Below are 24,741 nucleotides of genomic sequence, written 5' to 3'. Positions count from 1 at the left end.
TTATAAGAAAATTGAGATAATAAGAAATGATGTTTTGGAGGGAGAAAATGTACGGTGTAATGGCTTTGTTCGATGAAACAACAGAAAAAGAACTACATGCAGTATGGAATGAGTTGTGTGGAAGCGGGATTTCTTATTATTCTAAAGAAGCTCCTAATAGAAGACCTCATATTACAATTGCTAGTTATCAAAACATTGAGCCAGAATCTTTTATAGAAGACATGAATCAAGTTTTACAAGAGACGAGTAGCATTCCCATAACACTAGGCACATTAGGCACATTTTTAGCATCTCAGACAGTGTTTTTATCTCCTGTACCTACAAAAACATTATTGGATTTTCATCACAATTTCCATGAGAAAATGAAAAAATATAGCGACAATCCATCTTCATTATATCTTCCAGGAAATTGGATTCCGCATTGTACAATTGCTAATCACTTAAAGGAAGAAAAGTTTCATGAAGCGTTTCAATATTGTACAAACAGAATAGAGAAAGTAGATGCGGTTATTCGTGAAATTGCGCTTATTAAAGTTGAATATAAAAATAAAAAATGTGTGGATGCACCGATTATTTTTTCAAAAAGGTTAACCGGTGTCACAAACAGTGTTCATAGCTAATAAAAAAGGGGGAGAAAAAATGGGAGAACTTTGGCACGGCGGAAACATTTATACGATGGAAGAAGAAGGAGGGGGAGTCGAAGCTGTTTATGTAGAGAACGGTAAAATTATTGCCGCTGGAGGGAAAGAAGAACTAGAAGAACGGTATCAGCCGAAACAGTTCGTCAATTTAGAAGGGAAAACAATGCTTCCTGGTCTTGTCGATAGTCATATGCATCTTATCGGACACGGAGAACGATTGCTTCGCCTAGATTTATCAGCATGCACATCTTATGAGGAAGTGCTAAACCTTGTTGCTGAGCGAGTGAACAGGGCGAAGCAAGGAGAATGGATTATTGGCGAGGGCTGGAATGAAAATAATTTTACAGATCGAAAAGATGTACATAAACGGGATTTAGATGATTTATCACTTCATCATCCTATTCTATTGAAACGTGTTTGCCGTCATGTAACGTTGGTGAACTCTTATATTCTTGAGAAAGCTGAGATTATGCAAGGTAGAGAAGACCCAAAAGGCGGAGAGATTGGCCGTGATCAACATGGTGAATTCACAGGTTTATTGTATGAACAAGCGCAGGATTTAATCGCTCCTATTCAACCGGAAATCGATGCAGTTTATTTAACGAAGGCACTGCAAACAGCAATTCAAGATTGTTGGCAATACGGACTAGTTGGCGGTCATACAGAAGACTTAAACTACTATGGTGGTTTTCAAAAAACATACAATGCCTTTACGGAAGTCGTTCGAAATTTGTCGTTTAAAGCGCATCTTCTTGTTCATCATGAAGTAGCACACGAACGTAAGCAATATGAGAATACACATTATATTGAGTTTGGGGCAATGAAAATTTTTTCAGACGGTTCCTTTGGTGGTCGAACAGCGCTACTTAGTGAAGCATACGAAGATGCAAAGGAAACGAATGGCGTTGCGATTTTTTCTCGCGAAGAGCTTGCGGAACTCGTCAAACAAGCAAGAGAATTCCATATGCCTGTTGCTATTCATACAATTGGTGATCTATCGCTTGAATATGTAATTGATGCGCTTGAAATGCATCCGCCAAAAGAAGGACAGCGTGACCGTATTATTCATTGTCAGCTTGCGCGTGAAGCATTAATCCAGCGCATGAAGAAGCTCCCAGTGATTTTAGATATTCAGCCTGTCTTCGTTTCTTCTGACTTTCCATCTGTTATTGAAAAACTAGGAGGGCACCGGCTTCGGTATGCATATGCATGGAAAACACTCCTCTCTGCTGGTTTACACTGCGCAGGCGGTTCGGATGCACCAATCGAGCATGTGAATCCACTTTTAGGAATATACAGCGCCGTAACAAGAAAGAGCTTTGTGGATGGAAACTGTTACATGCCAGAAGAAAGATTAACAGTATTTGAAGCAGTTTCACTGTTCACAACAGGAAGCGCATATGCAATCGGAAAAGAAGAAAGCCGCGGTAAAATTGCAGCGGGATATGAAGCGGATTTTACGATATTAGATAGAGATATATTTAACGTACAGGAAGAGGAAATAAAAGAGATAGACGTTATGATGACGGTTGTGGATGGGGAGATTGTGTATAAGAAATAAAAGGCGGCACATGCCGCCTTTTATTTCTTATACCGTTATTCGTGGGCGGAGAAGAGCAGGGAAGAAAACTGCTGGCATGCGCCCGATTGGTTCAACTAATAATAATCAGTGGGGGATGAAAACCCCCCCACTGATTAAAGTTTCACTTTATAAAAACGTTCTTTGTACTTTTTCCCAGAACGAATTGTTTTTTAGTTTCACTGTTTTGATTTGTTTATCGCTTAAACGAACAACTGCTTTTTCCACTTGCTTAATGCTAAGTGCTTCATTATCCATACCCATAACAGGATAATCTTTGTCGTTATGAGTTAATTTTAATGTTAACGTACGATCGTTGCTTAAGATGAACGGAGAACCAAGGGTACGGTACGTATTGTTATTTAAAGAAGCAAGCTCACTTACTTGGAAACATGGAATTAATGGATCTACGACAGCGCCGCTTAGTGACTTATTATATGCAGTGCTTCCTGTTGGGGTAGAAACGACTAAGCCATCCCCTCTGAATGTTTCAAAATATAAATCATCGATGTACACATCTAACACAAATGTTTTAATTACGCTAGAGCGCAGTGAAAATTCATTTAGGCAATAAAAAGATGTGTCATGATCGACAGTTACTTGAATGGTTGGATATCTTCTTACTTCAATTTCATTTTTTGTGATTTCTTGAAGGGCGCTATCGACATGGTCGATGTGGAAGTCACAGTAAAAGGAAATATCATCTGTTGCCGAAACCCCTGCGTATAAGCAATCATCACGAAATCCTGTTTTTCTAACAGCCTGCAAAAATGTCCCGTCGTCGCCAACACTAACGATAGCGTTTGCGTTCTTTGGATGGTCTAGTATTGTAAATCCGTTTTCCTTTAAAATGTCGTATACTGGTGTCATTTTTTCGATAAGCGTTGATTTGTCATCACCGTAAAAGAAAAATAAATTGCGACGATCTTCCATTTTGTATCCCTCCATGCAGTAAATAATATGTTCAAATATTATATTTCGATAAAAATATGAAAAATCCTTTTGTTTTTAGAAAAATCTATATTTTCAAGTTCGTTTAATTTTTTCATATCGTGTCGATAATGGATACGAAATGAAAGGATGGTACGATGAAGTGGCTTGTGATTGGAATTGGAATTCTTATTTTATTTGTCTTACTTATTTTGTTATCGAAATTATCGTTGAAAATTAGTTTGTTATATACAGAAACAGAAAAGCAATGTTTGCTTCAAATAAAAATTTGGATGTTTCATTATACGTTTGATGTGCTAGAACGGATTGAAAAGCAGCAAAGGAAAACAAGTCAAAAAATAGAAAAAGCAGGAGAGGAAGGCGGAACTGAGGATAAATTGGTGGCAGCGCTTGACAGTGTAGCTGAGATTATAAAAAGGCTGCAAGAAATCCATACTATGTTTAAAGATTTTCTTCAAAAAGTGAAAATCAACAATTGGAGATGGTATTCGCAAATTGGAACAGGTGATGCAGCGAGTACTGGAGTTATTACAGGCTATGTATGGTCGGCAAAAGGAATCATTGTTGGCGTTGCCGGTCAATATGTAGAAATTATTGGTGCGCCGCAGCTTGAAATTACTCCAATCTTTCAAGGGAAAACTGTGGCATCACATTGTGAATTAACGGCTTCGTTTCGCATATATCGAGCAGTTAGGATGGCAATTCGGTTGTTTATATTTCTGAAGAAGCAAGGAGTTATTCAGGCAGATCATGCGATGCAGCAATAAAGTGAAACTTTAATCAGTGGGGATTTTTTTCATCCCCACTGATTATTAGTTGAACCAATCGGGCTTTTACGGGCAGTTTTCTTCCCTGCTCTTCTCAAGCCTTTACTGCCCGTTAATAGCGGGATAAATATAGGGGGGATTATATGGAACATCCAATTCAAGGATTAATGACAACAGCGATGCAGCATTTAAATCATATGATTGATGTGAATACAATTATTGGTGATCCAATTCAGTCACCTGATGGAAGTGTTATCTTAACGGTTTCTAAAGTAAGCTTTGGCTTTGCGGCAGGTGGCAGTGAATTTGGGAAGTTGGAAAATAATAATCATCATCCATTTGGCGGCGGGAGCGGCGGCGGTGTTTCTATTAATCCGATTGCTTTTCTTGTTGTAAATAGTGAAGGTGTGAAAGTGCTTCATTTAGATAAACAGACGCACATACTTGATAAAATAGTGGAATTAGCACCGCAAGCAGTTGATAAAGTGAAAGAAATGATGAACAAACAAAAAGATGAACAGCCGGAGTATGAAATATAGAAAATGAAATGTACCTTTTGTAAAAGACGTTAAAAAATGATGCTATATGAAGAAGATGATTTCTGCATTAACAGAAATCATCTTCTTTAGATTTATCCCGCTATTTGTGGGCAGTAATACTCCCGCCTCAAAATTCAGCGGAAGCATTGTCCAGCTCTAGCGGCTAGAATCTCCGGTCGTTTCGCCCCCTCGGACGAGGCAAAAAGCGCCTCTCTGTCAGGGGCGTGGGCGTCCTGCGATTCTGAGCGAGCCGCTTCCGCTTTTCTTAAGAAGTTAGGCAGGAGATAAACTGCCCGTAAAAGCCCGATTGGTGAGGGCTGATAATCAGTGGGGGATGAAGAAAACCCCCATTGAATAAAGTTTCACTTTATTCAATCCTGCTTATATAAGAGCTCCCCTATGGAGAAAGACTTTTCGTTTAATTCCGAAAATTAATTCTTTTCATTTTTATATTTATGTATAATATAAAATATGGATTATTGTGGAAGGGGAGATCCAGCGTATGAGTGAAGTTGTAGTTTCGAAATCTTTTTTTTCAAGGTATAAAACAATTGCAGATGCCGTAAAAGGCGCTTCACCAGGTACAACAATAGTAGTAAAACCTGGTGTGTATCGAGAAAATATACATATTGATAAAAATATTAACATAATTAGTGAAGGTGACAAGAGTGATACTGTAATTGAAACATTTCAAACAGCTCTTTTAATTGAGAATGGGAGCAAAACATTTATAAAAGGGATTCAAATTCGTCAGCTTGGACAAGATGATACAGCTTTAATAAAATGTTCTTCTGGAACATTACAAATACAAGACTGCGATATTTATCCCCAAAATGGTTCAGGTGTATATGTGAACCAACAAGGGATATTGTATATGCAATTCTGTCAAATAACTGGTGGATATACAAATGCAATCAACTTTGGAGAGGGAAGTCAGGGGACAATAGAAGATTGTGAAATACATGGAATGAAGGGAGAAAAGTATCCATCCTTATTTATCAATAATAGTAATCCGATTATAAAAAAATGCCGCATTTATAATAGTCCGGGCAATGCTATTTTTATGAAAAATAATAGCAAACCATTTATAGAAAACTGTGACTTGTTTGATATACAAGATGCCATTCTGTATATGTCTAATAGTGCTCCTACCATAAAGAACTGTAAAATACATGATGGACAAAAAAATGCTATCTACATAGAAAAGGGAAGTAAACCGATAATAGAGAATTGTGAGATATTCAAGTTTAAACGTACAATGATATATATTCATGAAAGTCAGCCAGCTATGAAGGGTTGCAAAATGTTTGATGGAAACACAAATGCGGTAAATTTTAATGAACAGAGTGCAGGGTTAATTGAGGAATGCGAAATATTTAATTTATTAGGTGAAGAATATCCAGCAATTTATATAGAAAAAAGTCAACCAACATGGAAGAAATGTAAAATTAGTTATACTGCAAGTAGTGCGTATTATATAAGTGAAGGAAGTAAACCGGTAATAGAAAATTGTGAGATTTATAAAACGGAAGGCGATGCTTTTCGAATTGTGAAGTCAGAGCCTAGCATTAGATTTTGTAAAATGTATGATGGGGAATCATCTGCTTTTTATATTCAAGAAGAAAGTTTACCTTTTATTGAAGAGTGTGAAGCGTTTCATTTTAAAGATCAAATTGTAGCAGTAATTACTAGTAGCCCAATGTTTAGAAGGTGTAAATTTCATGATGGTGAAGCGAATGGAATATCATTTTATCAAAATGGCCGGGGCATCTTTGAAGAATGTGAAATATATCAATTTTTAAATGAAAAATATTCGGCTATATATGTTAACCAAGGTAGTCCGGAGTTGAAAAAATGTAAAATTTATAAGGGGAATAGTAATGCAATCTATTTAGAAAATAACAGTGATTTCATTATGGAAGAATGTGAAGTCTGTCAATTTCAAAATGAATCCTATGCAATGATTCAAGGCGTACAAAGTAATTTCAAATTAATAAATTGTAAATTATATGAAGGGAATAATAGTGCTTTTTATTTTAAAGAAAACAGTCTGGGGACAATAGAGGGATGTGAAATATTTAATTTTTCTAGTGATAACCATTCAATGGTTCGGATAGAGGAGAGTTATCTAACACTTACAAAGAATAATTTGTATAAAGGGCAATATACGGCTGTAAATATTAACAAGAATAGCATTATTTCCATTGAAGATTGTACTATATCAGATTTTAATGAAGCGTGTGTAACAATTTGTGAAGAAAGTGAAGTATCGCTCCAACGAAATAAAATGTACAACTCTTTAAGAGGGGTTGGAGTCGTAAGTGGAAGCAAATCAAAAATAATAGAGTGTGATATATATGATTGTCGAGAAACAGCTATCTGGCTAAATCAGGGACAAGCTGTAATCGAGAAAATTCAAATTGAAAATTGTGGTGGAAATGCACTTAATATTAAAAATAATAGTAATGTTGTTTTTGTAAATGGGAGTATTTCTCAATTTGAATATCCAATGATATATAGTGAAGAAAGTCAATTTGATGTAAAGAAAAGTAGTTTTGATCATTGTAAGAATCCAATATTTTTAGTGGGAAAAGAAAGTGAATTTTGGATAGAACAATGTGAAATGTCTCAAGTAGATGCATCACCAGCAATTGAAATCAATTCACATGTAAAAGGTACTGTTCAAAAGTGTAACATTTATGATGCTTTTATGGGCGTTAAGATTGCTTCTGAAAGTCAAATTACTTTAAAGGATATCAAGTGTTTTGATATAGAAAAAACGGCTTATCAAATTACCGATGATTGTTCAGCTACATTAGAAAATTGTAAAACGTATGTAGAGGTAACGCGTCAGAAAGTACAATCCACTGAAGAATCAAAAGAAGAAAAACAGGATGTAGAAGAAGTACAAGAACAGCAGGAAATTATAGAATCGAACGATATAATGACGGAGTTAGACCGTTTTGTCGGAATGAACAGTATTAAAGAACAAATGAAACAATTAATTAACCTTGTAGAAATTACTCGTTATCGAAAAGAAGCAGGTCTTGACTCCGGGGGAGATATTAAACCAAAACATACCGTTTTTTATGGGAATCCAGGGACGGGAAAAACAACGATTGCTCGTTTGTTAGGGAAAGTATATAAATCGCTTGGATTGCTTGAAAAAGGGCATGTTGTTGAAGTGAAGCGTGAAGACTTGGTCGGAGCGTATATTGGTCATTCTGAAGAGAAAACAAAACAACGTATCGATGAAGCAATGGGCGGGGTTTTGTTTATTGATGAAGCATATTCGTTAAGTATTGAAGACGGTGCACGTGATTTTGGAAGACAAGTTATTGAAGTTTTATTAGCAGCTCTTGAAAATCATCGCGGAGAATTTTTATGTATCGTTGCTGGTTATGAGAAAGAAATGGAACGATTTATTGCTTCTAATCCAGGTTTGAAAAGCCGTTTTGTATCCTATATGAAATTCGAAGATTATACACCAGATGAATTGATGGAAATTGGAAATCGCTTGTTAGCTGATAAGAAATACCGCTTAACAGAGGAAGCGGAAAATTATGTATATGAACAATTTGTATGGTTGTATAGAAAGCGGGATGAACATTTTGGAAACGCACGTATGGTTCGGGAACAAGTAGATAAATGGATTACATTGCAAGCAAACCGAATTAGTACATTACCAAGAAGTGAATGGAATAACAAAGAAGTATTGACGACAATTCGTTTGGATGATGTTGAAAAAGCATTCCAACAAAGAGGCGCAAGAAAAGTGGCTGTTCCAATTAATGAGAAGTTACTACAGGAACAAATGGACCGTTTGAATAGTTTAATCGGTTTAACAAAGGTGAAAAAAGAAATTGAAAGATTAATCCAGCTTGTTTCTTATTATCGAGAAGAAGGTAAGGATATAAGAGAACTTTCCATGCATATTTCATTAATTGGTAATCCAGGAACAGGAAAAACAGAGGTTGCGCGAATTATTGCAAAAGTGTATGAGGCATTAGGAATTTTAGAGCGCGGAGATTGTGTGGAAGTAGACCGAAAAGAACTGGTTGATAAATATCAAGGGGGAACGGAAGAGAAAACAGCGAGTGTATTACAAAAGGCAATGGGAGGCACACTGTTTATTGATGAGGCATATACACTGACGAATAAAGGGAGCAATGATTCTGGACATATAGCTGTGGAATTATTGCTAAAACAAATGGAAGATAAACGTGGAGAATTTATCGTATTAGTTGCTGGATATGAAGATGAGATGGAAGAGTTCCTTGATAGCAATAAAGGTCTTCGGCGTCGCTTTGATCGCCGCCTTGTATTTGAAGATTATACACCAGAAGAAATGATTCAAATTGCAAATTATTATATGACTAAAAAGCAATATAGCATGTCAGCCGAAGCAAGACACATGCTTGTTGAATATTTTACTTATCTGTATGAAAATCGCGATAAAACATATGGGAATGCAGGTTTGGCTCGTAAGATTATTGAACAGGCAATGAAAAATTTAGATTATCGTATCGCTACCTTACCAATAGAAGAGCGAATGGAAGAACGGAAATATACAATTAGTGTGGAAGATATACAGGCACTTTTACAACAACAGCAGCAATAATAAAGTGAAAACAGGGGATATATGTAAAGTAAAACGGGCTCTTTTGTTGAAAAAAATTATATAAATTGAGTTAGTTTCATTTGTATTTTAAGGGCATTATGACTATCATTAACACTGTACATATTTTGTTTATTAGAAAAGGGAGGATTTTCAAATGGCAAACGTAACGTTTAAAGGAAACCCAATCACTTTAGTTGGCACAGAAGTGAAAGTAGGCGATCAAGCACCAAACTTCCAAGTGTTAGCAAATGATTTATCTCCGGTAACTTTAGAGACATATAAAGGCGCAGTGAAATTAATCAGTGTTGTACCATCTATTGATACAGGTGTATGTGATGCACAAACTCGTCGTTTCAACGAAGATGCAGCTAGCATTGAAAACGCAAAAGTATTAACAATTAGCGTTGATTTACCATTCGCTCAAAAGCGCTGGTGTGCAGCTAACGGTTTAGAAAATGTTGTAACGCTTTCTGATCACCGCGATCTTTCTTTCGGAGAAGCATACGGTGTTGTAATGAAAGAACTTCGTTTACTTGCACGTGCAGTATTCGTAGTAGATAGCAACGACAAAGTTGTTTACGTAGAATACGTAAGCGAAGGAACAAGCCATCCAAATTACGAAGCAGCATTAGAAGCAGCAAAAGCTGCGAAGTAATATAGGCAACAAAGAGCGACCTCTTAATAAAGAGGTCGTTTTTTTTCGACAAATAATTTCTTGCCACGCAGAATAAAACATGCCCAGCACTCGTTTTCTACCTTTGTTTTCATATGGCACGTGGCAAAAAAAGGTCCTAACCGCTCCTGTGCATGGCTAGATGCTCTCGTCCACCTAAAAAAGGTTTTTTATATGTATTTATATTGTTGATTCAATAAGAATGAAAAGAACTAAGAATATGTTATGATATAAGTTATGTGTATTTTAGTTTGAAGGAGGAATTTTCGTGAGTTCAACAGTAGAAACATTATTTTCTATTTTTGATTCTTCTGCCGTAATTTTACGTAAAGAATTAGACATAACGTATTTAGAAGCACTTGTAGAGACAGGTGATAATTTATTTGAAGGAACAATTTTACAAGAAGGCTTAGAACAACCAACAATTGACCGATTAGAACGTGAATACAGTAAGTTTAATGAAGAAAACTATAAAGGCGAAGAAATTCGCAAAGCGTTCCAACTTGCTATCTTAAAAGGGATGAAAGACGGCGTACAAGCTAATCATGAAATGACGCCTGATGCAGTTGGGATGTTTATGAGTTATTTATTCCATAAATTTATGAAGGATCAACAGGAAATAACTGTGCTTGATCCTGCAGTGGGAACAGGCAATTTATTGACGACAATCTTCAATAGCGCTCTAGAAGGGACAACGATGAGTGGCTTTGGAGTCGATGTGGATGACTTACTTGTTAAACTTGCGTTAGTCAATGCAAATTTACAAAAACAAGCGGTCGAGTTTTTTAATCAAGATGGATTAGCTTCCCTTTATATTGATCCAGTTGATGTGGTTGTATGTGATTTACCAATCGGCTATTATCCAAATGAAATGGGTGCAAGTGAATATACGCTAAAAGCAGACGAAGGTATGTCTTATGCACATCATCTTTTTATTGAACAAAGTGTCAAATATACAAAAGAAGGCGGCTATTTATTTTTCTTAGTGCCAAACTTCATTTTTGAAAGCGATCAGGCGCCAAAGCTTCATGCGTTTATTAAAGAAACATGTTTTGTACAAGGATTACTACAGTTACCTGTTTCCATGTTTAAGAATGAGAAAAATGCAAAAAGTATATTTGTTCTCCAAAAGAAGGGGCAAAACGTAATCATGCCAAAACAAGCGTTATTAGTAGAATTACCAAAATTCTCTAATATGCAAGCGATGGAGAACATTATGCAGCAAATTAATGGTTGGTTTGTTGTAGAGCAGTAAAACTAGTTATTATGTAACAGGATTATACGAATATATAATACAGTTTTCTTTCTTTGGATAGAGTAAGTAATATATACAAGATGAAAAATAAAAAAAGATAAATCTGTAATATAAAAAAAAATACTGTGTTATAATTATTTCACTTGAAATATATGTCGTACGATGTTTAAATAAAAATCGTGAGTATTAAATTTTATCAGTGAAACAATTTTGTTAGCTGACAAAAATTGAAGACATAAAATTGAGCGGTTTGTGGAAGTATTCCACACGGCTAACAAGAGAAAAAGGGGCGAAAGACTAGATGTCAAAAATCATCGCGATTAATGCAGGAAGCTCTTCCTTAAAATTTCAATTATTTGAAATGCCAAGTGAAACAGTATTAACTAAAGGTTTAGTAGAGCGTATCGGTTTAGAAGATAGCATCTTCACAATTACTGTGAACGGTGAGAAACAAACAGAAGTAACAAATATCGCAGACCATGGAGTAGCAGTTAACATGTTACTTAACAAATTAACTGAAAATGGAATTGTGAAATCTCTTGATGAGATTAGCGGTATCGGTCACCGTGTTGTACACGGCGGTGAAAAATTTGAGGATTCTGCTTTAATTACTGACGAAGTATTAGCAGAAATCGATGCTTTAAGCGAATTAGCACCACTTCATAACCCAGCACACGTTGTTGGTATTAAAGCGTTCCAAGCGGTACTTCCAAACGTACCATCAGTAGCAGTATTCGATACAGCATTCCATCAAACAATGCCGGAAGAATCTTACTTATACAGCTTACCATATGAATACTATGAGAAATTCGGCGTTCGTAAATACGGTTTCCACGGTACTTCTCATAAGTATGTAACACAGCGCGCAGCTGAATTATTAGGTCGTCCGCTTGAAAGCTTACGTCTACTTTCTTGTCACTTAGGTAACGGTGCAAGTATCGCTGCTGTAGAAGGCGGAAAATCTATCGATACTTCTATGGGCTTCACTCCACTTGCTGGTGTAACAATGGGTACACGTTCTGGTAACATTGACCCTGCGTTAATTCCGTACATCATGGAAAAAACAGGACAATCTGTAGAAGAAGTTCTGAACGTATTAAACAAGAAAAGTGGTATGCTAGGTCTTTCTGGATTCTCTAGTGACTTACGTGACATCGAACAAGCGGAAGAAGAAGGAAACCACCGTGCAGAAGTAGCACTAGAAGTATTTGTAGGTCGTATCCACAAATATATCGGTTCTTATGCAGCTCGTATGAAAGGTGTAGACGCAATCATCTTTACAGCTGGTATCGGTGAAAACAGTACACTAATCCGTGAGCGTGTATTAGAAGGTCTTGAGTTTATGGGCGTATACTTCGATCCAAAACGTAACAATATTCGCGGTGAAGAAGCATTCATCAACTTCCCACATTCTCCAGTGAAAATTATCGTAATTCCAACTGACGAAGAAGTTATGATTGCTCGTGACGTAGTACGTCTTGGAAATATTGGTTAATATATAATGAAAAGACGGGATGATTCCCGTCTTTTTTTATTATTTTTTTGAAAGTAGTTCGGTTAATCCGTTTGGGTATAATGTTTTTTCCTTTTTTAAAAACATTTCAATTGGAATCCATACAGCATAAGAGATGTGATCTCCTTCTGTTATTGTGAACTCATTCTTTTTATAAAGTTCTTTGTTTGAAAAGGAAGCAGAATATAATTGGACGATTTCATGCCCGGTTGTATTGTCTATTTGAAAAATGTTTTCTAAACAGCCTAAGTATGTACCGATTTCTACAATGACGCCAAGCTCTTCTGCAAATTCTCGGATAACAGTTTGCGCCGCGTATTCCCCAAGTTCAATCGTTCCTCCAAGTGGTCGATAATAATATCCCTCGCCACCTTCATGTTTTCTGTTATATTCTTCAACAAGGATACAATCATTGTATTCAATAATCCCTAACGCTTTCGCACGTGGATACATAACCTACCTCCTCTTTTTATTGTGATTTATTTGAAAATAACATATTTTTCAGAAAAAAACAGGGTGTACGGTCTCGCGCAGCAAATATAGTACAATGTAGAAAAATAATCCAGGAGGACGTTTGTATGCTGTCAAAGGGTGAGGAACGAATTTTACAGGATCTAAAAAACTGGGAGCAGCAACTCATGCAACACGAATCAACGGATTTTCAGCAAATGTTTGATAAATGGTTAAATCGTACATTTTCGAAGTTACCAGAGAAGAAACGAAATGAATTTTTTTCGGAAGCAGATGGATGGCTCTTTCATTTGCATGCGCTTATACAGAGCTCGCAGTCACAGCTCGATGCACGTGGGCGGATTTTGGGAGCGGCGCGCGTGTTTGATGATTCTATTGAACACATTGAAGAAATGAGAGAATTATCCATTCATCAATTAACATACATAGCAGAACAACAAACAGCTCGTCATCGTTTATATTCTTTCGTGCAAGGAGGAGTAACAGGAATTGGCGGTTTTTTCTTATTAAGTGCGGATTTACCTGTATTGATTACTTTAAATGTGAAAGCTGTGCAGCTTATTGCCACATCATTTGGTCATGATGTGAATAAACCGTATGAAATGATGTTAGCGTTAAAAGTGTTTCATGCGGCTATATTGCCAGTGCACCTGCAGCAGTATGCTTGGTATAACTTACTGCAAGAGTTAGAACAAGAAGAATCAGCTCCATTTTTTTATGAGGGAGAAGAGGAAGTATTAAATCCGGCATCAGTACAAGTACTACTAAAACAAATTTTGAAAACGTTCATTATTTATTCATTGCGTCGCAAGTTGTTTCAAGGTGTACCAGTACTTGGAATCGCGGTTGGATCAACGGCGAACTATCGATTAACGCGGAGTGTGACAGAATTTGCGAATCGGTTTTATCAAATGCGTTATTTGCGTCAAAAAATATAAAAAGCGAAAGGCGGCTGCCTTTCGCTTTTAATTTGTTGCATGTTGTTTTGATAATGGAATTGCCACTGTCTTCTTTTCCGCTGCTGGATAATAGATTAAATCTAGTGCTTTCGCCTGTACAGCAAGGGAAAGAATCGTAAAGGCAATCTCAGTCCATGTTAAATAATATAATGAAAGTGCAATGACAATTACGTCAAAAACGAAGAAAATTTGCCCAACTGTAAAGCGTGTCTTTTTACTTAATACAATTGTTAAAATATCATCTCCGCCTGTTGCACCGCCGAATCGTAAAATAAACCCAAGTCCAACTCCAGCTAAAGCTCCGCCTATTACTGCTGCTGCAAATAAATGATTAGATAAATCAACCGTAAACGGAGAATAATTTTCCATTAAAGAATAAAACGCTCCGAATGAAAGTGAACCGATAAATGAATAGCCGACCATTTTTTTACCTAAAAGTGTAGCACATAGTAAAATGACTGGAATATCCATTAAAACAGTTGAAATAGATGGTGAAATATCAAAAAAGTTTTGTATAAACAGTGCGATTCCGACAAAGCCACCTTCAGTTAAGTGGTTTTGAAAATGAATGTGATATAGCGCGGTAGCTAAAATAAATGAACCGAGTAAAACCATAAAAATTTCTTTAATAATTTGTCGACTTTGGATGTTCCTCATCGTTATTCCTTCTCTCCGTAGTTAGTAGTTTTATTTTTCATAAACTAACTACGCCTATATAGCAGCAGTTAGTTTCCATACGTCTAACTACGCTATATATCACTGAAGAAATAACGAATAATCCTCTCGTCCATCAATTCTCCCTACTTTCGTTTTAGTTTAGGCCTAAAATAGACTAAACAAAACTTAGAGTAGGATTTTTTATTTAGCAATCCTATTCTCTTCTGGGTTTTGTTTAGTAAGTGTCAAACAACCTAAACAAAACGCTACGTGTAAGAAGAGTCTTTTCGTTGCCAAATTATCCTTCGGGCAATCATAATTTCCCCACTTTCGTATTTTTTTCGCTAGACAAAGTATCTGAGCTGCAAAAATACGCTACGTGTAAGATTCGTCAATTCGATGCCACATGCTCCTTCGAGCGATCATGATATCTAAATCCTTTCTGTAAAAGATTTTATACTATTATATCATACTCTTGAAAAATGTATGTTGTTGGAACCTGAAAATGGGCAAAGAAAAACCTACATACTTCGTAAATATGAGGGTTTAAGGTGAAATTTAGTTAAAGTTTGAGAGGAAATGGTGTAATAAACTAATATTTGCTGTCGAAAGTTTTTTTGTTATGAAAAATGAATTTTTGTTCGCGCTCTCCCTTTTGTTTAACCCTTGTACGTGGCAGGAAAAGGCCCTGACCGCTTCTATGCATGGCCAGATGCTCTTACCCGCTTAAAAAGAAAGAGGTTTTTATGTTTGTTTTTCAACCTGTATTTCTCCAGAAATGTACTTTAATTAATTACATAATATTCGTTTTAAGGTGAATATTCTCTATAATTCGAGTCATATTAGCGATGACTGGAGAGATTCGTATGAAGATGATAGATATACAAGCAAGTATAGAGAAAAAAAGGGAGGAACTAATTGAACTTGTAAGAATGCACGGGTTTAACCATGAAAAGGTAGTTGTGTGTAGCCAAGAGTTAGATGAGTTAGTCTATCGTTTGATGGAAAACATTACTTACCAAGAAAGTATGCTTTCTATTTCTGCAAAGAAAAATACGAATAATAGTATACATTCACCGTAGCTAAAAGAATATTTCATCATGATGCTAATATATTTAGTGTATGGGAAAGCATTCTTTTTTATTTATTCACATTCGAAAACGTTTACATTTCCTCGTGATAGAAAAAAGAAGATAGTCGTCCATAATAACTTAATTGGTCAAAGATTTCCATCAGTAGGGCTCCACTGATGGAAGTTTCAACATATAAGTCGAAGCTATGCAGAATAACACATGACCTGCATTCGCTCATCTAAAAAGAAAGAGGTTTTTAATTTGTATTTATATAGCTTATTTTCTTTACTGATGCGCCTTCCCTTCAGAAACATTTTGAGTGAGACGATACCAAAGCCAAAGGTCGTTAATGATGGAAGCAAGATCGGCAATTTCTGTATTCAATTTACAGGAAAGCTCAAAGTTTTCTTCATTATTTAATTTATGTTGTTTCGTGTTAATAGTATGTTCAAGTTCTTGAATCCAATCAGGTATTTTCCCGCGAATTTGTTCCCACTTTAATAAAATGGCATGCTGCACAGCTGTAGGAATCTCTTCCCATTCTTCTTGTAAATCAGGTATTTCAATTCCTAGATGCTCATTATATGTGAAATATCGTTTCATGCCTCTTCCCTCCATTTTCTGTTTCTATTGTATCGAAAAAGAGAACGAACTTCGATGAAATTGTTTAAAAAATATTTGCAAATATCCCTTGCGCCATTTTTTAAAAGATGATAAATTATGAATTAATATTAATAATAATGAATAAATATTCTTTTTAGGGGGATATAAAATGGAGAACAAAAAAGTTGTATTAGCATATTCCGGAGGCCTTGATACTTCCGTTGCAATTAAGTGGTTACAAGAAAAAGGATACGATATTATTGCACTTTGTTTAGATTTAGGAGAAGGAAAAGATTTAGAATTTGTGAAAGAAAAGGCATTATCCGTTGGAGCTATTAAATCGTATATGATTGACGTGCAAGAAGAATTTGCGAATGAATATGCATTAAAAGCATTGCAAGCTCACACGTTATACGAAGGGAAATATCCACTTGTATCTGCATTATCTCGTCCATTAATTGCGAAGAAATTGGTAGAAATCGCAGAGGCGGAAGGAGCAAGTGCAGTTGCACATGGATGTACTGGAAAAGGAAACGACCAAGTACGTTTTGAAGTTTCTATTCAAGCGTTAAATCCATATTTAGAAGTGATTGCACCGGTACGTGAATGGAAATGGTCACGTGAAGAGGAAATTGCGTATGCAAAAGAAAATGATGTACCAATTCCGATTAACTTAGACAGTCCGTTTTCAATTGATCAAAATTTATGGGGACGAAGCAATGAGTGTGGAATTTTAGAAGATCCATGGGCAGCGCCGCCAGAAGAAGCATATGAAATGACACTAGCACTGGAGAATACACCAAACAAACCAGAATTTGTAGAAATTGGGTTTGAAGCAGGGGTGCCAACAACATTAAATGGTGTATCTTATTCTTTGTCAGAGTTAATTAAATCGTTAAATTCTCTTGCTGGTAAGCATGGGGTTGGTCGCATTGACCATGTAGAAAATCGTCTTGTCGGTATTAAGTCGCGTGAAGTGTATGAATGCCCAGCGGCGATGACGTTAATTACTGCACATAAGGAATTAGAAGATTTAACGCTTGTAAAAGAAGTAGCGCATTTTAAACCGATGATTGAACAAAAATTAACAGAGTTAATTTATAACGGCTTATGGTTCTCACCTTTAAAGGATGCTCTTGTTGCCTTTTTACAAGAAACGCAAAAACATGTAACAGGTACAGTACGTGTGAAACTATTTAAAGGACATGCAATTGTAGAAGGGCGTAAATCAAAGTATTCTTTATACGATGAAAAATTAGCGACGTATACAGTAGAAGATGAATTTAATCACGATGCAGCTGTTGGTTTCATTTCATTATTTGGTTTACCGACAAAAGTATACAGCCAAGTGAATCAGAAGAAGGTGGAGGCATGAGTAAACTTTGGGGAGGACGTTTTACTGAGCAGGCTGAACAGTGGGTCGAGGAGTTTGGAGCTTCCATCTCCTTTGACCAGCAATTAGCGGTAGAAGATATAGAAGGAAGTATTGCGCATGTTACGATGCTCGCGAAATGCGGCATCGTAACAGCGGAAGAAGGAGAAAAAATTAAAAACGGCCTTCAGTATTTACTGGAAAAAGCAAGGAAGCAGGAGCTTGCGTTTTCTGTTGAAGCAGAAGATATTCATTTAAATATTGAAAAGATGTTAATTCAGCATATTGGGGAAGTTGGCGGTAAGCTGCATACAGGAAGAAGTCGTAATGATCAAGTAGCAACCGACATGCATTTGTATTTGCGAAATGAAGTGCAGTATATTATCGAGGCAGTGAAGCAAGTGCAGACTGTACTTACAGTGCAAGCAGAGAAACATATTGAAACAATTATGCCAGGATATACGCATTTACAGCGCGCACAGCCAATTTCTTTTGCGCATCATCTTCTTGCATACTTTTGGATGCTAGAGCGAGATGCAAATCGTTTTACAGATTCACTAGGTCGCATTAACATTTCTCCGCTCGGAGCTGGTGCACTTGCTGGGACAACATTCCCGATTGATCGTGAATATAGTGCCCAGTTGCTCGGGTTTGATGGGATATATGAGAATAGTTTAGACGCAGTAAGCGACCGCGATTTCATTCTTGAATTTTTAAGTAATGCTTCTATATTAATGATGCATTTATCGCGTTTTTGTGAAGAACTGATTTTATGGAGCAGTCAAGAATTCCAGTTTATTGAAATGAGCGATAGTTATGCAACGGGCAGCAGCATTATGCCGCAAAAGAAAAATCCGGATATGGCTGAACTCATTCGCGGTAAAACAGGGAGAGTATATGGTAACTTATTTAGCCTATTAACCGTAATGAAAGGATTGCCGCTTGCTTATAATAAAGATTTGCAAGAGGATAAAGAAGGCATGTTTGATACAGTTAATACAGTAAAAGGGTGTTTACATGTAATGGCCGGTATGCTTGAGACGATGACGGTGAAAAAAGATATTATGTCGAAAACTGTTACGCAAGACTTTTCAAATGCGACCGAGATCGCAGATTATTTAGCGAGTAAAGGTTTACCGTTTCGTCAGGCACATGAAATTGTAGGGAAGCTTGTTCTTCTTTGCATTAATAAAGGTGTATATTTACTAGATTTACCGTTAGTAACTTATCAAGAGATGAGCCCATTATTTGAGGAGGATTTATATGAAGTACTTTCGCCATACGCGGCAGTAAAAAGAAGAAACAGTGCAGGCGGTACAGGATTCGAACAAATTGGGCAAGCACTTCAAAAGGCGAAAGAGCGAGTAGAAACCCCCGTGAACATGTAATATTTCACGGGGGTTTTCATAATGGTTACCTATATTTAATTAATGTACTTTCTAATGCTTTCGTTCTTTGCAGGGATGTTGTTTGCCTTTTACGGGTTGTGGCAGTTCCAAACATAATGTTTTTAGAATCTAGACTATGTGTTCGATACGAGTTTGTATCTGGATTTTTTCCTTGTAGTTTTCGATGAGAGTAGAATAAAATATGTCCGAGTTCATGCGCAAGTGTATTTTCTAATGAAGATTTTGTGAGAATAATATGATTAAAACGGCTTTTTGTCATAAGGGAAGAGAACGATCGTCCCGTTGTATTATTTGAGAGGTGTCTTGCATTTGTATAAAAGATTGAAATGCTATTTGGATTTGGAAAGAGATATTTTCTTTCGCTAAATAATTGTTTTATATTTTTACTTTGTTTTTTCCGAAATGAAGTATCATTCGTTCGAATAGAAAAATCTTTCAGCATTGTGATGCTAGTAATAACAAATTCTATCTTCCATATTTTTGTTGCTAATTCAACTTGCTTCTTAATTTCTTTTTCTGATACATTACAGCCGGAAAGAGTAAAGATGCATAAGTTTATAAACGGAGTAGTGCGTTTGCTTTTAACTGTGGTTTCGCTGTTTGTTTTCTTTTCATTATTCAAAAAAAAATCACACCTTTATGCTTGGACATATATATAGTGTATGCATAAAGAAAAAGGTTGCTTATACAATATAAGCAACCTAATGTCTATATTTTTCATTCGTATTTGTGCTTTCCTTCTGTAATACGAATATACTCGATGTCCATTAAGTCGCGAAATAGTGCACCGTGACTTAATTCTACACCGTGTTTTTCTTTGAAGTGAGCACAAATTGCTTCTACCATGTCGACTTCTTGTTCATTTAGATCAAGTATAATCCGTTCAGAACTTTCCATGTTATCTCTCCCATTCCTTTTTTTCTTATCATAACCGTAGAAGATAATTTTATTTAACAGGAATGAAAAAACACCAAGCCTATTACATAGAGGCTTGGTGCGGATTCGTTATCGTTATTAAATGTCACCTTGTTCTTCTTCACCGCGAACAACAAGGACATCGCATTTCGCATAGCGAATAATATGTTCAGAGACGCTACCGATTAAGAAACGCTCTACTGCGTTTAAACCAGTTGCACCGCACATAATTAAATCTACTTTATGTTTTGGAGCAATATCTTTTGAAATTTTTGATTTCGGATTACCGAACTCGAGTACAGTTTCTACTTTTGTAACACCTGCTTCTAGTGCAACCTTTTTGTATTCTTCTAATAGATCTTCAGCAAATAAATTTGCACGTTCTGCGATTGCGCGGCTATATGCCTCTACTGCAGAGTAAGCTTTGACGTCAACGATATGAGCGATTGTTAATGTAGCATCGTTACGCTTTGCTACTTGAATTGCTTTTTTAAATGCTTTTTCAGCTTCCTTAGAGCCATCGACTGCAATTAAAATATTTGTATATGTATTATTCATGAACAATTCCTCCCCGTTTTATAAGCGTTATAACTCTTTACATCTTTATTATAAAACAAATTATGGAAAAGTGTTTGACAGAAACGTTACAGAATTTCGAAAATTCCGTTTCGAACATTTTAGTTGTAATTGTATAAAGAAGTTGTTACATATGAATTATAGCAAGAAAAAAGGAGGCCTATGTTTGTGAGACATGCGCTCATTACAGCCGGTACAAAAGGTTTAGGGAAGAAGGTCACAGAGAGTTTATTACATAAAGGATACTCGGTAACCGTAACATATCGCAGTGATGTTCAAGCGATGGAAGCGTTAAAGCAACAATATAAACATCTTGCACATCGCATGCAATTTGTGCAAGCGGATGTAACAAAACAGGAAGATTTACATACAGTAGTAACAAAAGCGATGGCACGTTTTGGCCGCATTGATTTTCTTATTAATAATGCAGGTCCTTACGTATTCGAGCGTAAAAAGTTAGTTGAATATACAGATGATGAATGGAATGAAATGATTCATGGTAATTTAACGGCAGTATTTCACTTACTAAAGCTTGTTGTTCCGATTATGCGTCAGCAAAAATTTGGTCGTATTGTAAATTATGGATTTCAAGGAGCGGATAGTGCGCCAGGATGGGTATATCGCTCTGCTTTTGCGGCTGCAAAAGTCGGACTAGTTTCACTTACGAAAACAATTGCTTATGAAGAAGCTGAATATGGGATTACATCAAATATGATCTGTCCTGGTGATATTATTGGTGATATGAAAGAAGCGACAATTGCGACGGCGCGCGCATTATCTGATTATCGCACACCGATTGGGCGTTCTGGTACAGGGGAAGATATCGCTCGCACAATTTCATTTTTATGTGAGGAAGATTCGGATATGATTACGGGAACTATTATAGAAGTAACTGGAGCAGTTGATGTCATTCATCGATATCGTCAAAATTAGACAAATTCTATCGGACAACTTGTCTTGTTTTTGTCCAAAAATGAAAACTTATGATAAAATATAAGAGAATAGAAAGCGCTTTATAAAAGTGTAAATGCCATAATTATTTAGGGGTAATTTTTAACATTTCAAGGGGGAATTTTCAATGCGTATCGGTGTACCAACGGAAATTAAAAACAATGAAAATCGTGTAGCAATGACGCCAGCAGGTGTTGTTCATTTGATTCACAACGGTCATGAAGTTTTTGTTCAAAAGGGTGCTGGTTTAGGGTCTGGATTTACAGATGAAGCGTATGTTGAAGCAGGCGCAACAATTGTAGAAACAGCACAAGAAGCTTGGAATCAAGAGATGGTTATGAAAGTAAAAGAGCCAATCCCAAGTGAATATGGTTATTTCCGCGAAGGCTTAATTTTATTCACGTACTTACACTTAGCTCCAGAACCAGAATTAACAAAAGCATTAATTGACAACAAAGTTATTGGTATCGCTTATGAAACAGTTCAATTAGACAACCGTTCTTTACCATTACTTGCACCTATGAGCGAAGTAGCAGGTCGTATGGCTGCGCAAATTGGTGCACAATTCCTTGAAAAAAATAAAGGCGGTAAAGGTATTTTACTTGCAGGCGTTCCGGGAGTAAAACGTGGTAAAGTAACAATTATTGGTGGTGGCCAAGCTGGTACAAACGCAGCGAAAATCGCTGTTGGTCTAGGAGCGGATGTAACAATTATTGACTTAAGCCCAGATCGTCTTCGTCAATTGGATGATATTTTCGGCAACCAAGTAACAACGTTAATGTCTAATCCATATAACATTGCAGAAGCTGTAAAAGAGTCTGACCTTGTGATCGGTGCGGTATTAATTCCAGGTGCAAAAGCGCCAAAACTTGTAACAGAAGAAATGATTCAATCGATGGAACCAGGTTCTGTTGTAGTTGACATCGCAATTGACCAAGGTGGTATCTTTGAAACAACTGACCGCATTACGACACACGACAACCCAACTTACGAAAAACATGGCGTTGTTCATTACGCAGTTGCAAACATGCCTGGTGCGGTTCCGCGTACATCAACAATCGCGTTAACGAACGTAACAGTACCATACGCAGTACAAATCGCAAACAAAGGCTACAAAAAAGCTTGCTTAGATAACACGGCCTTATTAAAAGGTATTAATACATTAGATGGTTATGTAACATTTGAAGCAGTTGCAGAAGCACATGGTTTACAATATGCAGATGCAAAAGAGCTTCTTGAAAAAGCACCTGCTTTATCATAAGAAAGACTGTAAGGGAGCTGACTAAAAAGTCCACTTTTTAGTTAGCTCCTTTCACTTTTCAGTATGATTCAGCTTAGCGAATCGACTACTCGCATGTCGATAACGGAAAAAAGACAAAAAAACTATTTTTTTAGGTGGACGAGAGCATCTGGCTGTGCGTAGTAGAGGTCATGCTATATTCGGCATAGCATTGATTAATATGTTTGAAAATTCAAATAGATATGTATAGTTTTATTTTTCTGTATTTATATCTGCTAAACGAGAAGAAGATTTGATATGATGGAATTAGAAGAAATTGTAATATACCACTTGGATAATGGAGCGATAAATATGAAGAATGAACTAACAAAAGAAATGAATCTAGAAAAAATGAATTTACTAGAAATTACGAAACATATCACAGAAAATCATAAAAATTTTGTTGTTTCAAATGTAAATAACCACTGTTTACGCATTGCAGTTTTTACGGGAGAATATGACTGGCATTTTCATTCGAATTCAGATGAGTTATTTATGGTAGTAGAAGGAGAGTTATTGATTGATTTTCAAGATCGAGAAACGATTGCTTTGAAGCCAAATGATACGCTGTTAATTCCAGCTGGAACCATTCACCGAACAAGAGCGTTAAAACGCACTGTAAATCTTTGTTTTGAAGATTTAGAGGCTGATACAGTTATCGTGGAATAGAAAAATATAAATGTTAATTTAGAGGAAATTTAGGGGGATTGTTAATCGAGGAAGAAATTTATGTGGTATAATGTAGATTTGGTGTTACTGTATATATGTATATTAAGAAAATGACGTAAATACCCTTTCTTTTTATGAGAGAAGACGAGAGCATCTGACCGTGCATAGGAGCGGTCAGAACCTTTTCCTACCACGTGTGAGAGTTTCAACCGCAAATGCAAGCAGTTTATATGTCGAAATGTTTAAAAGAATTTATATAATTTAGATATACAAATATTTATAATTAAGGATGATGTACAATAATGAGAGAAAAGAGAATGGGCAGGACGGTTTTTAAATTTGTATTTACTATTGCATGTGTAGCTATGCTAAGTGCGTGTGGAAATAGTGGGATAGATGGGACGTGGGAATTGTCTCAAGAGAAACAAAATCAATGTCCGGTATACTATAAATTTGAAACAGTTATAAAAAAGGAAGAGAAAAAGGATGTTATTTATCATTTAGTAGAGATGTATACGAATGATCAGACAGAACATGACAAATATAAAGGGACATACAAACAAGAGAATAAAGGAGATTCATATATTCTTGACTACGGTAATTCCTTCATCTCAAACCAGCAAATGAAAAGAGACGGAAACAAATTAGAAGTGTATTTCAGTGATGTGAAAAAACGATGCACTTATAAGAAAAGTGAGTGAAAGTTGAATTAACGAGGTTTAAAGTAAAACAGGGAAAGAGTAGTCGTATCGACCGTTCTTTGCAATATATCAGCGCTTTTCACGATATATCAACGCTTCGACAATATTCGCCATACAAATAGCCGATTCACTGAGCTGAATCATACCGAAAAGTGGACTTTTTAGTCAGTTCCTTATATAAAAATAAAGAGGATGTCTCAAAAGTGAAACTTTTGGGACATCCTCTTTGTATATTTATCCCGCTATTTGCGGGCAGTAATACTCCCGCCTCAAAATTCAGCGGAAGCATTGTCCAGCTCTAGCGGCTAGAATCTCCGGCCGTTTCGCCCCTCGGACGAGGTAAAAAGCGCCTCTCTGTCAGGGGCGTGGGCGTCCTGCGATTCTGAGCGAGCCGCTTCCGCTTTTCTTAAGAAGTTAGGCGGGAGATAAACTGCTGGCATGCGCCCGATTGGTGAGGGCTGATAATCAGTGGGGGATGAAGAAAACCCCCACTGATTAAAGTTTCACTTTATTTTACAAACTGCAATTCTTTCGGGAACTTCGTTAAAATTTCCACGCCATCTTTTG

General features: G+C 36.4%; 23 protein-coding genes. 16 read left to right on the top strand and 7 right to left on the bottom strand.

Going from position 1 to position 24,741, the window contains the following annotated elements; genetic code table 11:
- Positions 1-47 precede the first annotated feature (47 nt).
- Both BR72_RS19190 and BR72_RS19185 read left to right on the top strand, forming a co-directional pair.
- Entirely contained in the window at positions 48-620 is a 573-nt protein-coding gene (locus tag BR72_RS19190) for a 2'-5' RNA ligase family protein (protein WP_035435702.1), read from the top strand.
- A gap of 19 nt (positions 621-639) precedes the next feature.
- Complete coding sequence (locus BR72_RS19185) at positions 640-2,202, top strand: amidohydrolase (protein ID WP_035435701.1); 1,563 nt, start codon at positions 640-642, stop codon at positions 2,200-2,202.
- A 147-nt stretch (positions 2,203-2,349) separates the two neighbouring features.
- On the opposite strand, the gene BR72_RS19180 is transcribed toward BR72_RS19185, so the two are convergent.
- Complete coding sequence (locus tag BR72_RS19180) at positions 2,350-3,153, bottom strand: NAD kinase (RefSeq protein WP_035435700.1); 804 nt, start codon at positions 3,151-3,153, stop codon at positions 2,350-2,352.
- Between the two features lie 155 nt (positions 3,154-3,308).
- Between BR72_RS19180 and BR72_RS19175 the strand changes: the two genes are divergently transcribed.
- The 6 genes from BR72_RS19175 (at position 3,309) to BR72_RS19150 (ending at position 12,521) form a co-directional block, all read left to right on the top strand.
- The gene (locus tag BR72_RS19175) at positions 3,309-3,938 is read left to right on the top strand and encodes a DUF2953 domain-containing protein (RefSeq protein WP_035435699.1); all 630 of its coding nucleotides are present in this window, start codon (positions 3,309-3,311) and stop codon (positions 3,936-3,938) included.
- Between the two features lie 143 nt (positions 3,939-4,081).
- A complete protein-coding gene (ytfJ, locus tag BR72_RS19170) occupies positions 4,082-4,477 on the top strand; it encodes a GerW family sporulation protein (RefSeq protein ID WP_035435698.1) in 396 nt (131 codons plus the stop codon).
- Between the two features lie 502 nt (positions 4,478-4,979).
- Complete coding sequence (locus tag BR72_RS19165; RefSeq protein ID WP_035435697.1) at positions 4,980-9,098, top strand: right-handed parallel beta-helix repeat-containing protein; 4,119 nt, start codon at positions 4,980-4,982, stop codon at positions 9,096-9,098.
- Between the two features lie 154 nt (positions 9,099-9,252).
- On the top strand, positions 9,253-9,753 hold the full coding sequence (gene tpx / locus BR72_RS19160) for a thiol peroxidase (RefSeq protein WP_035435695.1): 501 nt from the start codon (positions 9,253-9,255) through the stop codon (positions 9,751-9,753).
- A 286-nt stretch (positions 9,754-10,039) separates the two neighbouring features.
- Entirely contained in the window at positions 10,040-11,026 is a 987-nt protein-coding gene (locus tag BR72_RS19155; protein WP_035435693.1) for a class I SAM-dependent methyltransferase, read from the top strand.
- A gap of 301 nt (positions 11,027-11,327) precedes the next feature.
- Positions 11,328-12,521 (top strand): acetate kinase, encoded by a 1,194-nt coding sequence (locus BR72_RS19150; RefSeq protein WP_035435691.1) that lies wholly within the window; start codon positions 11,328-11,330, stop codon positions 12,519-12,521.
- 39 nt (positions 12,522-12,560) lie between these two features.
- Here the strand turns inward: BR72_RS19150 and BR72_RS19145 are convergent, their stop codons facing one another.
- Complete coding sequence (locus BR72_RS19145) at positions 12,561-12,992, bottom strand: NUDIX hydrolase (protein WP_035435689.1); 432 nt, start codon at positions 12,990-12,992, stop codon at positions 12,561-12,563.
- A gap of 125 nt (positions 12,993-13,117) precedes the next feature.
- Here BR72_RS19145 and BR72_RS19140 point away from each other — a divergent pair, with 125 nt between their 5' ends.
- Positions 13,118-13,948, top strand: a complete 831-nt coding sequence (locus tag BR72_RS19140) for an EcsC family protein (RefSeq protein ID WP_035435687.1) — start codon at positions 13,118-13,120, stop codon at positions 13,946-13,948.
- 27 nt (positions 13,949-13,975) lie between these two features.
- Here BR72_RS19140 and BR72_RS19135 read toward each other — a convergent pair whose 3' ends face one another.
- A complete protein-coding gene (locus BR72_RS19135) occupies positions 13,976-14,626 on the bottom strand; it encodes a YitT family protein (RefSeq protein ID WP_035435686.1) in 651 nt (216 codons plus the stop codon).
- An 866-nt stretch (positions 14,627-15,492) separates the two neighbouring features.
- Between BR72_RS19135 and BR72_RS19130 the strand changes: the two genes are divergently transcribed.
- Positions 15,493-15,708 (top strand): aspartyl-phosphate phosphatase Spo0E family protein, encoded by a 216-nt coding sequence (locus BR72_RS19130; protein WP_035435683.1) that lies wholly within the window; start codon positions 15,493-15,495, stop codon positions 15,706-15,708.
- Positions 15,709-15,984: 276 nt separating this feature from the next.
- Here BR72_RS19130 and BR72_RS19125 read toward each other — a convergent pair whose 3' ends face one another.
- Complete coding sequence (locus tag BR72_RS19125; RefSeq protein WP_035435681.1) at positions 15,985-16,302, bottom strand: hypothetical protein; 318 nt, start codon at positions 16,300-16,302, stop codon at positions 15,985-15,987.
- A gap of 169 nt (positions 16,303-16,471) precedes the next feature.
- Here BR72_RS19125 and BR72_RS19120 point away from each other — a divergent pair, with 169 nt between their 5' ends.
- Both BR72_RS19120 and argH read left to right on the top strand, forming a co-directional pair.
- Positions 16,472-17,677, top strand: a complete 1,206-nt coding sequence (locus tag BR72_RS19120; RefSeq protein ID WP_035435679.1) for an argininosuccinate synthase — start codon at positions 16,472-16,474, stop codon at positions 17,675-17,677.
- A complete protein-coding gene (gene argH / locus BR72_RS19115; protein WP_035435677.1) occupies positions 17,674-19,062 on the top strand; it encodes an argininosuccinate lyase in 1,389 nt (462 codons plus the stop codon). Before BR72_RS19120 ends, argH begins: the two co-directional genes overlap by 4 nt.
- A 25-nt stretch (positions 19,063-19,087) precedes the next feature.
- On the opposite strand, the gene BR72_RS19110 is transcribed toward argH, so the two are convergent.
- The 3 genes from BR72_RS19110 to BR72_RS19100 all read right to left on the bottom strand — a co-directional run bounded on the left by BR72_RS19110 (position 19,088) and on the right by BR72_RS19100 (position 20,556).
- Positions 19,088-19,705, bottom strand: a complete 618-nt coding sequence (locus BR72_RS19110) for a hypothetical protein (protein ID WP_035435675.1) — start codon at positions 19,703-19,705, stop codon at positions 19,088-19,090.
- 95 nt (positions 19,706-19,800) lie between these two features.
- Positions 19,801-19,980: a hypothetical protein gene (locus BR72_RS19105; RefSeq protein WP_035435673.1), complete on the bottom strand. Its 180-nt coding sequence runs from the start codon at positions 19,978-19,980 to the stop codon at positions 19,801-19,803.
- 117 nt (positions 19,981-20,097) lie between these two features.
- Positions 20,098-20,556 (bottom strand): universal stress protein, encoded by a 459-nt coding sequence (locus tag BR72_RS19100; RefSeq protein WP_035435672.1) that lies wholly within the window; start codon positions 20,554-20,556, stop codon positions 20,098-20,100.
- A 180-nt stretch (positions 20,557-20,736) separates the two neighbouring features.
- On the opposite strand from BR72_RS19100, the gene BR72_RS19095 reads away from it, so the two are divergent.
- From BR72_RS19095 to BR72_RS19080, 4 genes are all read left to right on the top strand, one after another.
- The gene (locus BR72_RS19095; RefSeq protein ID WP_081904938.1) at positions 20,737-21,507 is read left to right on the top strand and encodes an SDR family oxidoreductase; all 771 of its coding nucleotides are present in this window, start codon (positions 20,737-20,739) and stop codon (positions 21,505-21,507) included.
- Positions 21,508-21,652: 145 nt separating this feature from the next.
- Positions 21,653-22,786: an alanine dehydrogenase gene (gene ald, locus BR72_RS19090; RefSeq protein WP_035435669.1), complete on the top strand. Its 1,134-nt coding sequence runs from the start codon at positions 21,653-21,655 to the stop codon at positions 22,784-22,786.
- Between the two features lie 354 nt (positions 22,787-23,140).
- On the top strand, positions 23,141-23,473 hold the full coding sequence (locus BR72_RS19085) for a cupin domain-containing protein (RefSeq protein ID WP_035436349.1): 333 nt from the start codon (positions 23,141-23,143) through the stop codon (positions 23,471-23,473).
- A 302-nt stretch (positions 23,474-23,775) separates the two neighbouring features.
- Positions 23,776-24,174 carry a hypothetical protein gene (locus BR72_RS19080; protein ID WP_051957360.1) on the top strand — a complete coding sequence of 133 codons (399 nt, stop codon included), beginning with the start codon at positions 23,776-23,778 and terminating at the stop codon, positions 24,172-24,174.
- Positions 24,175-24,741: the final 567 nt, after the last annotated feature.

Origin of the sequence: Bacillus sp. UNC322MFChir4.1 (genome assembly GCF_000746135.1) — a bacterium.
Taxonomy (GTDB): Bacteria; Bacillota; Bacilli; order Bacillales; family Bacillaceae_G; genus Bacillus_A.
The sequence above is the reverse complement of the archived record's forward strand: the minus strand, read 5'-3'. Positions and strand labels throughout refer to the sequence as shown.

Coding starts and splice junctions, on each gene's coding strand:
- BR72_RS19150 (WP_035435691.1), top strand. CDS start 11,328: ATGTCAAAAATCATCGCGATTAATGCAGGAAGCTCTTCCTTAAAATTT.
- BR72_RS19080 (WP_051957360.1), top strand. CDS start 23,776: ATGAGAGAAAAGAGAATGGGCAGGACGGTTTTTAAATTTGTATTTACT.
- BR72_RS19175 (WP_035435699.1), top strand. CDS start 3,309: ATGAAGTGGCTTGTGATTGGAATTGGAATTCTTATTTTATTTGTCTTA.
- BR72_RS19145 (WP_035435689.1), bottom strand. CDS start 12,992: ATGTATCCACGTGCGAAAGCGTTAGGGATTATTGAATACAATGATTGT.
- BR72_RS19130 (WP_035435683.1), top strand. CDS start 15,493: ATGAAGATGATAGATATACAAGCAAGTATAGAGAAAAAAAGGGAGGAA.
- BR72_RS19085 (WP_035436349.1), top strand. CDS start 23,141: ATGAATCTAGAAAAAATGAATTTACTAGAAATTACGAAACATATCACA.
- BR72_RS19135 (WP_035435686.1), bottom strand. CDS start 14,626: ATGAGGAACATCCAAAGTCGACAAATTATTAAAGAAATTTTTATGGTT.
- tpx (WP_035435695.1), top strand. CDS start 9,253: ATGGCAAACGTAACGTTTAAAGGAAACCCAATCACTTTAGTTGGCACA.
- BR72_RS19105 (WP_035435673.1), bottom strand. CDS start 19,980: ATGGAAAGTTCTGAACGGATTATACTTGATCTAAATGAACAAGAAGTC.
- ytfJ (WP_035435698.1), top strand. CDS start 4,082: ATGGAACATCCAATTCAAGGATTAATGACAACAGCGATGCAGCATTTA.
- ald (WP_035435669.1), top strand. CDS start 21,653: ATGCGTATCGGTGTACCAACGGAAATTAAAAACAATGAAAATCGTGTA.
- BR72_RS19120 (WP_035435679.1), top strand. CDS start 16,472: ATGGAGAACAAAAAAGTTGTATTAGCATATTCCGGAGGCCTTGATACT.
- BR72_RS19165 (WP_035435697.1), top strand. CDS start 4,980: ATGAGTGAAGTTGTAGTTTCGAAATCTTTTTTTTCAAGGTATAAAACA.
- BR72_RS19095 (WP_081904938.1), top strand. CDS start 20,737: ATGTTTGTGAGACATGCGCTCATTACAGCCGGTACAAAAGGTTTAGGG.
- BR72_RS19100 (WP_035435672.1), bottom strand. CDS start 20,556: ATGAATAATACATATACAAATATTTTAATTGCAGTCGATGGCTCTAAG.
- BR72_RS19190 (WP_035435702.1), top strand. CDS start 48: ATGTACGGTGTAATGGCTTTGTTCGATGAAACAACAGAAAAAGAACTA.
- BR72_RS19140 (WP_035435687.1), top strand. CDS start 13,118: ATGCTGTCAAAGGGTGAGGAACGAATTTTACAGGATCTAAAAAACTGG.
- argH (WP_035435677.1), top strand. CDS start 17,674: ATGAGTAAACTTTGGGGAGGACGTTTTACTGAGCAGGCTGAACAGTGG.
- BR72_RS19185 (WP_035435701.1), top strand. CDS start 640: ATGGGAGAACTTTGGCACGGCGGAAACATTTATACGATGGAAGAAGAA.
- BR72_RS19125 (WP_035435681.1), bottom strand. CDS start 16,302: ATGAAACGATATTTCACATATAATGAGCATCTAGGAATTGAAATACCT.
- BR72_RS19180 (WP_035435700.1), bottom strand. CDS start 3,153: ATGGAAGATCGTCGCAATTTATTTTTCTTTTACGGTGATGACAAATCA.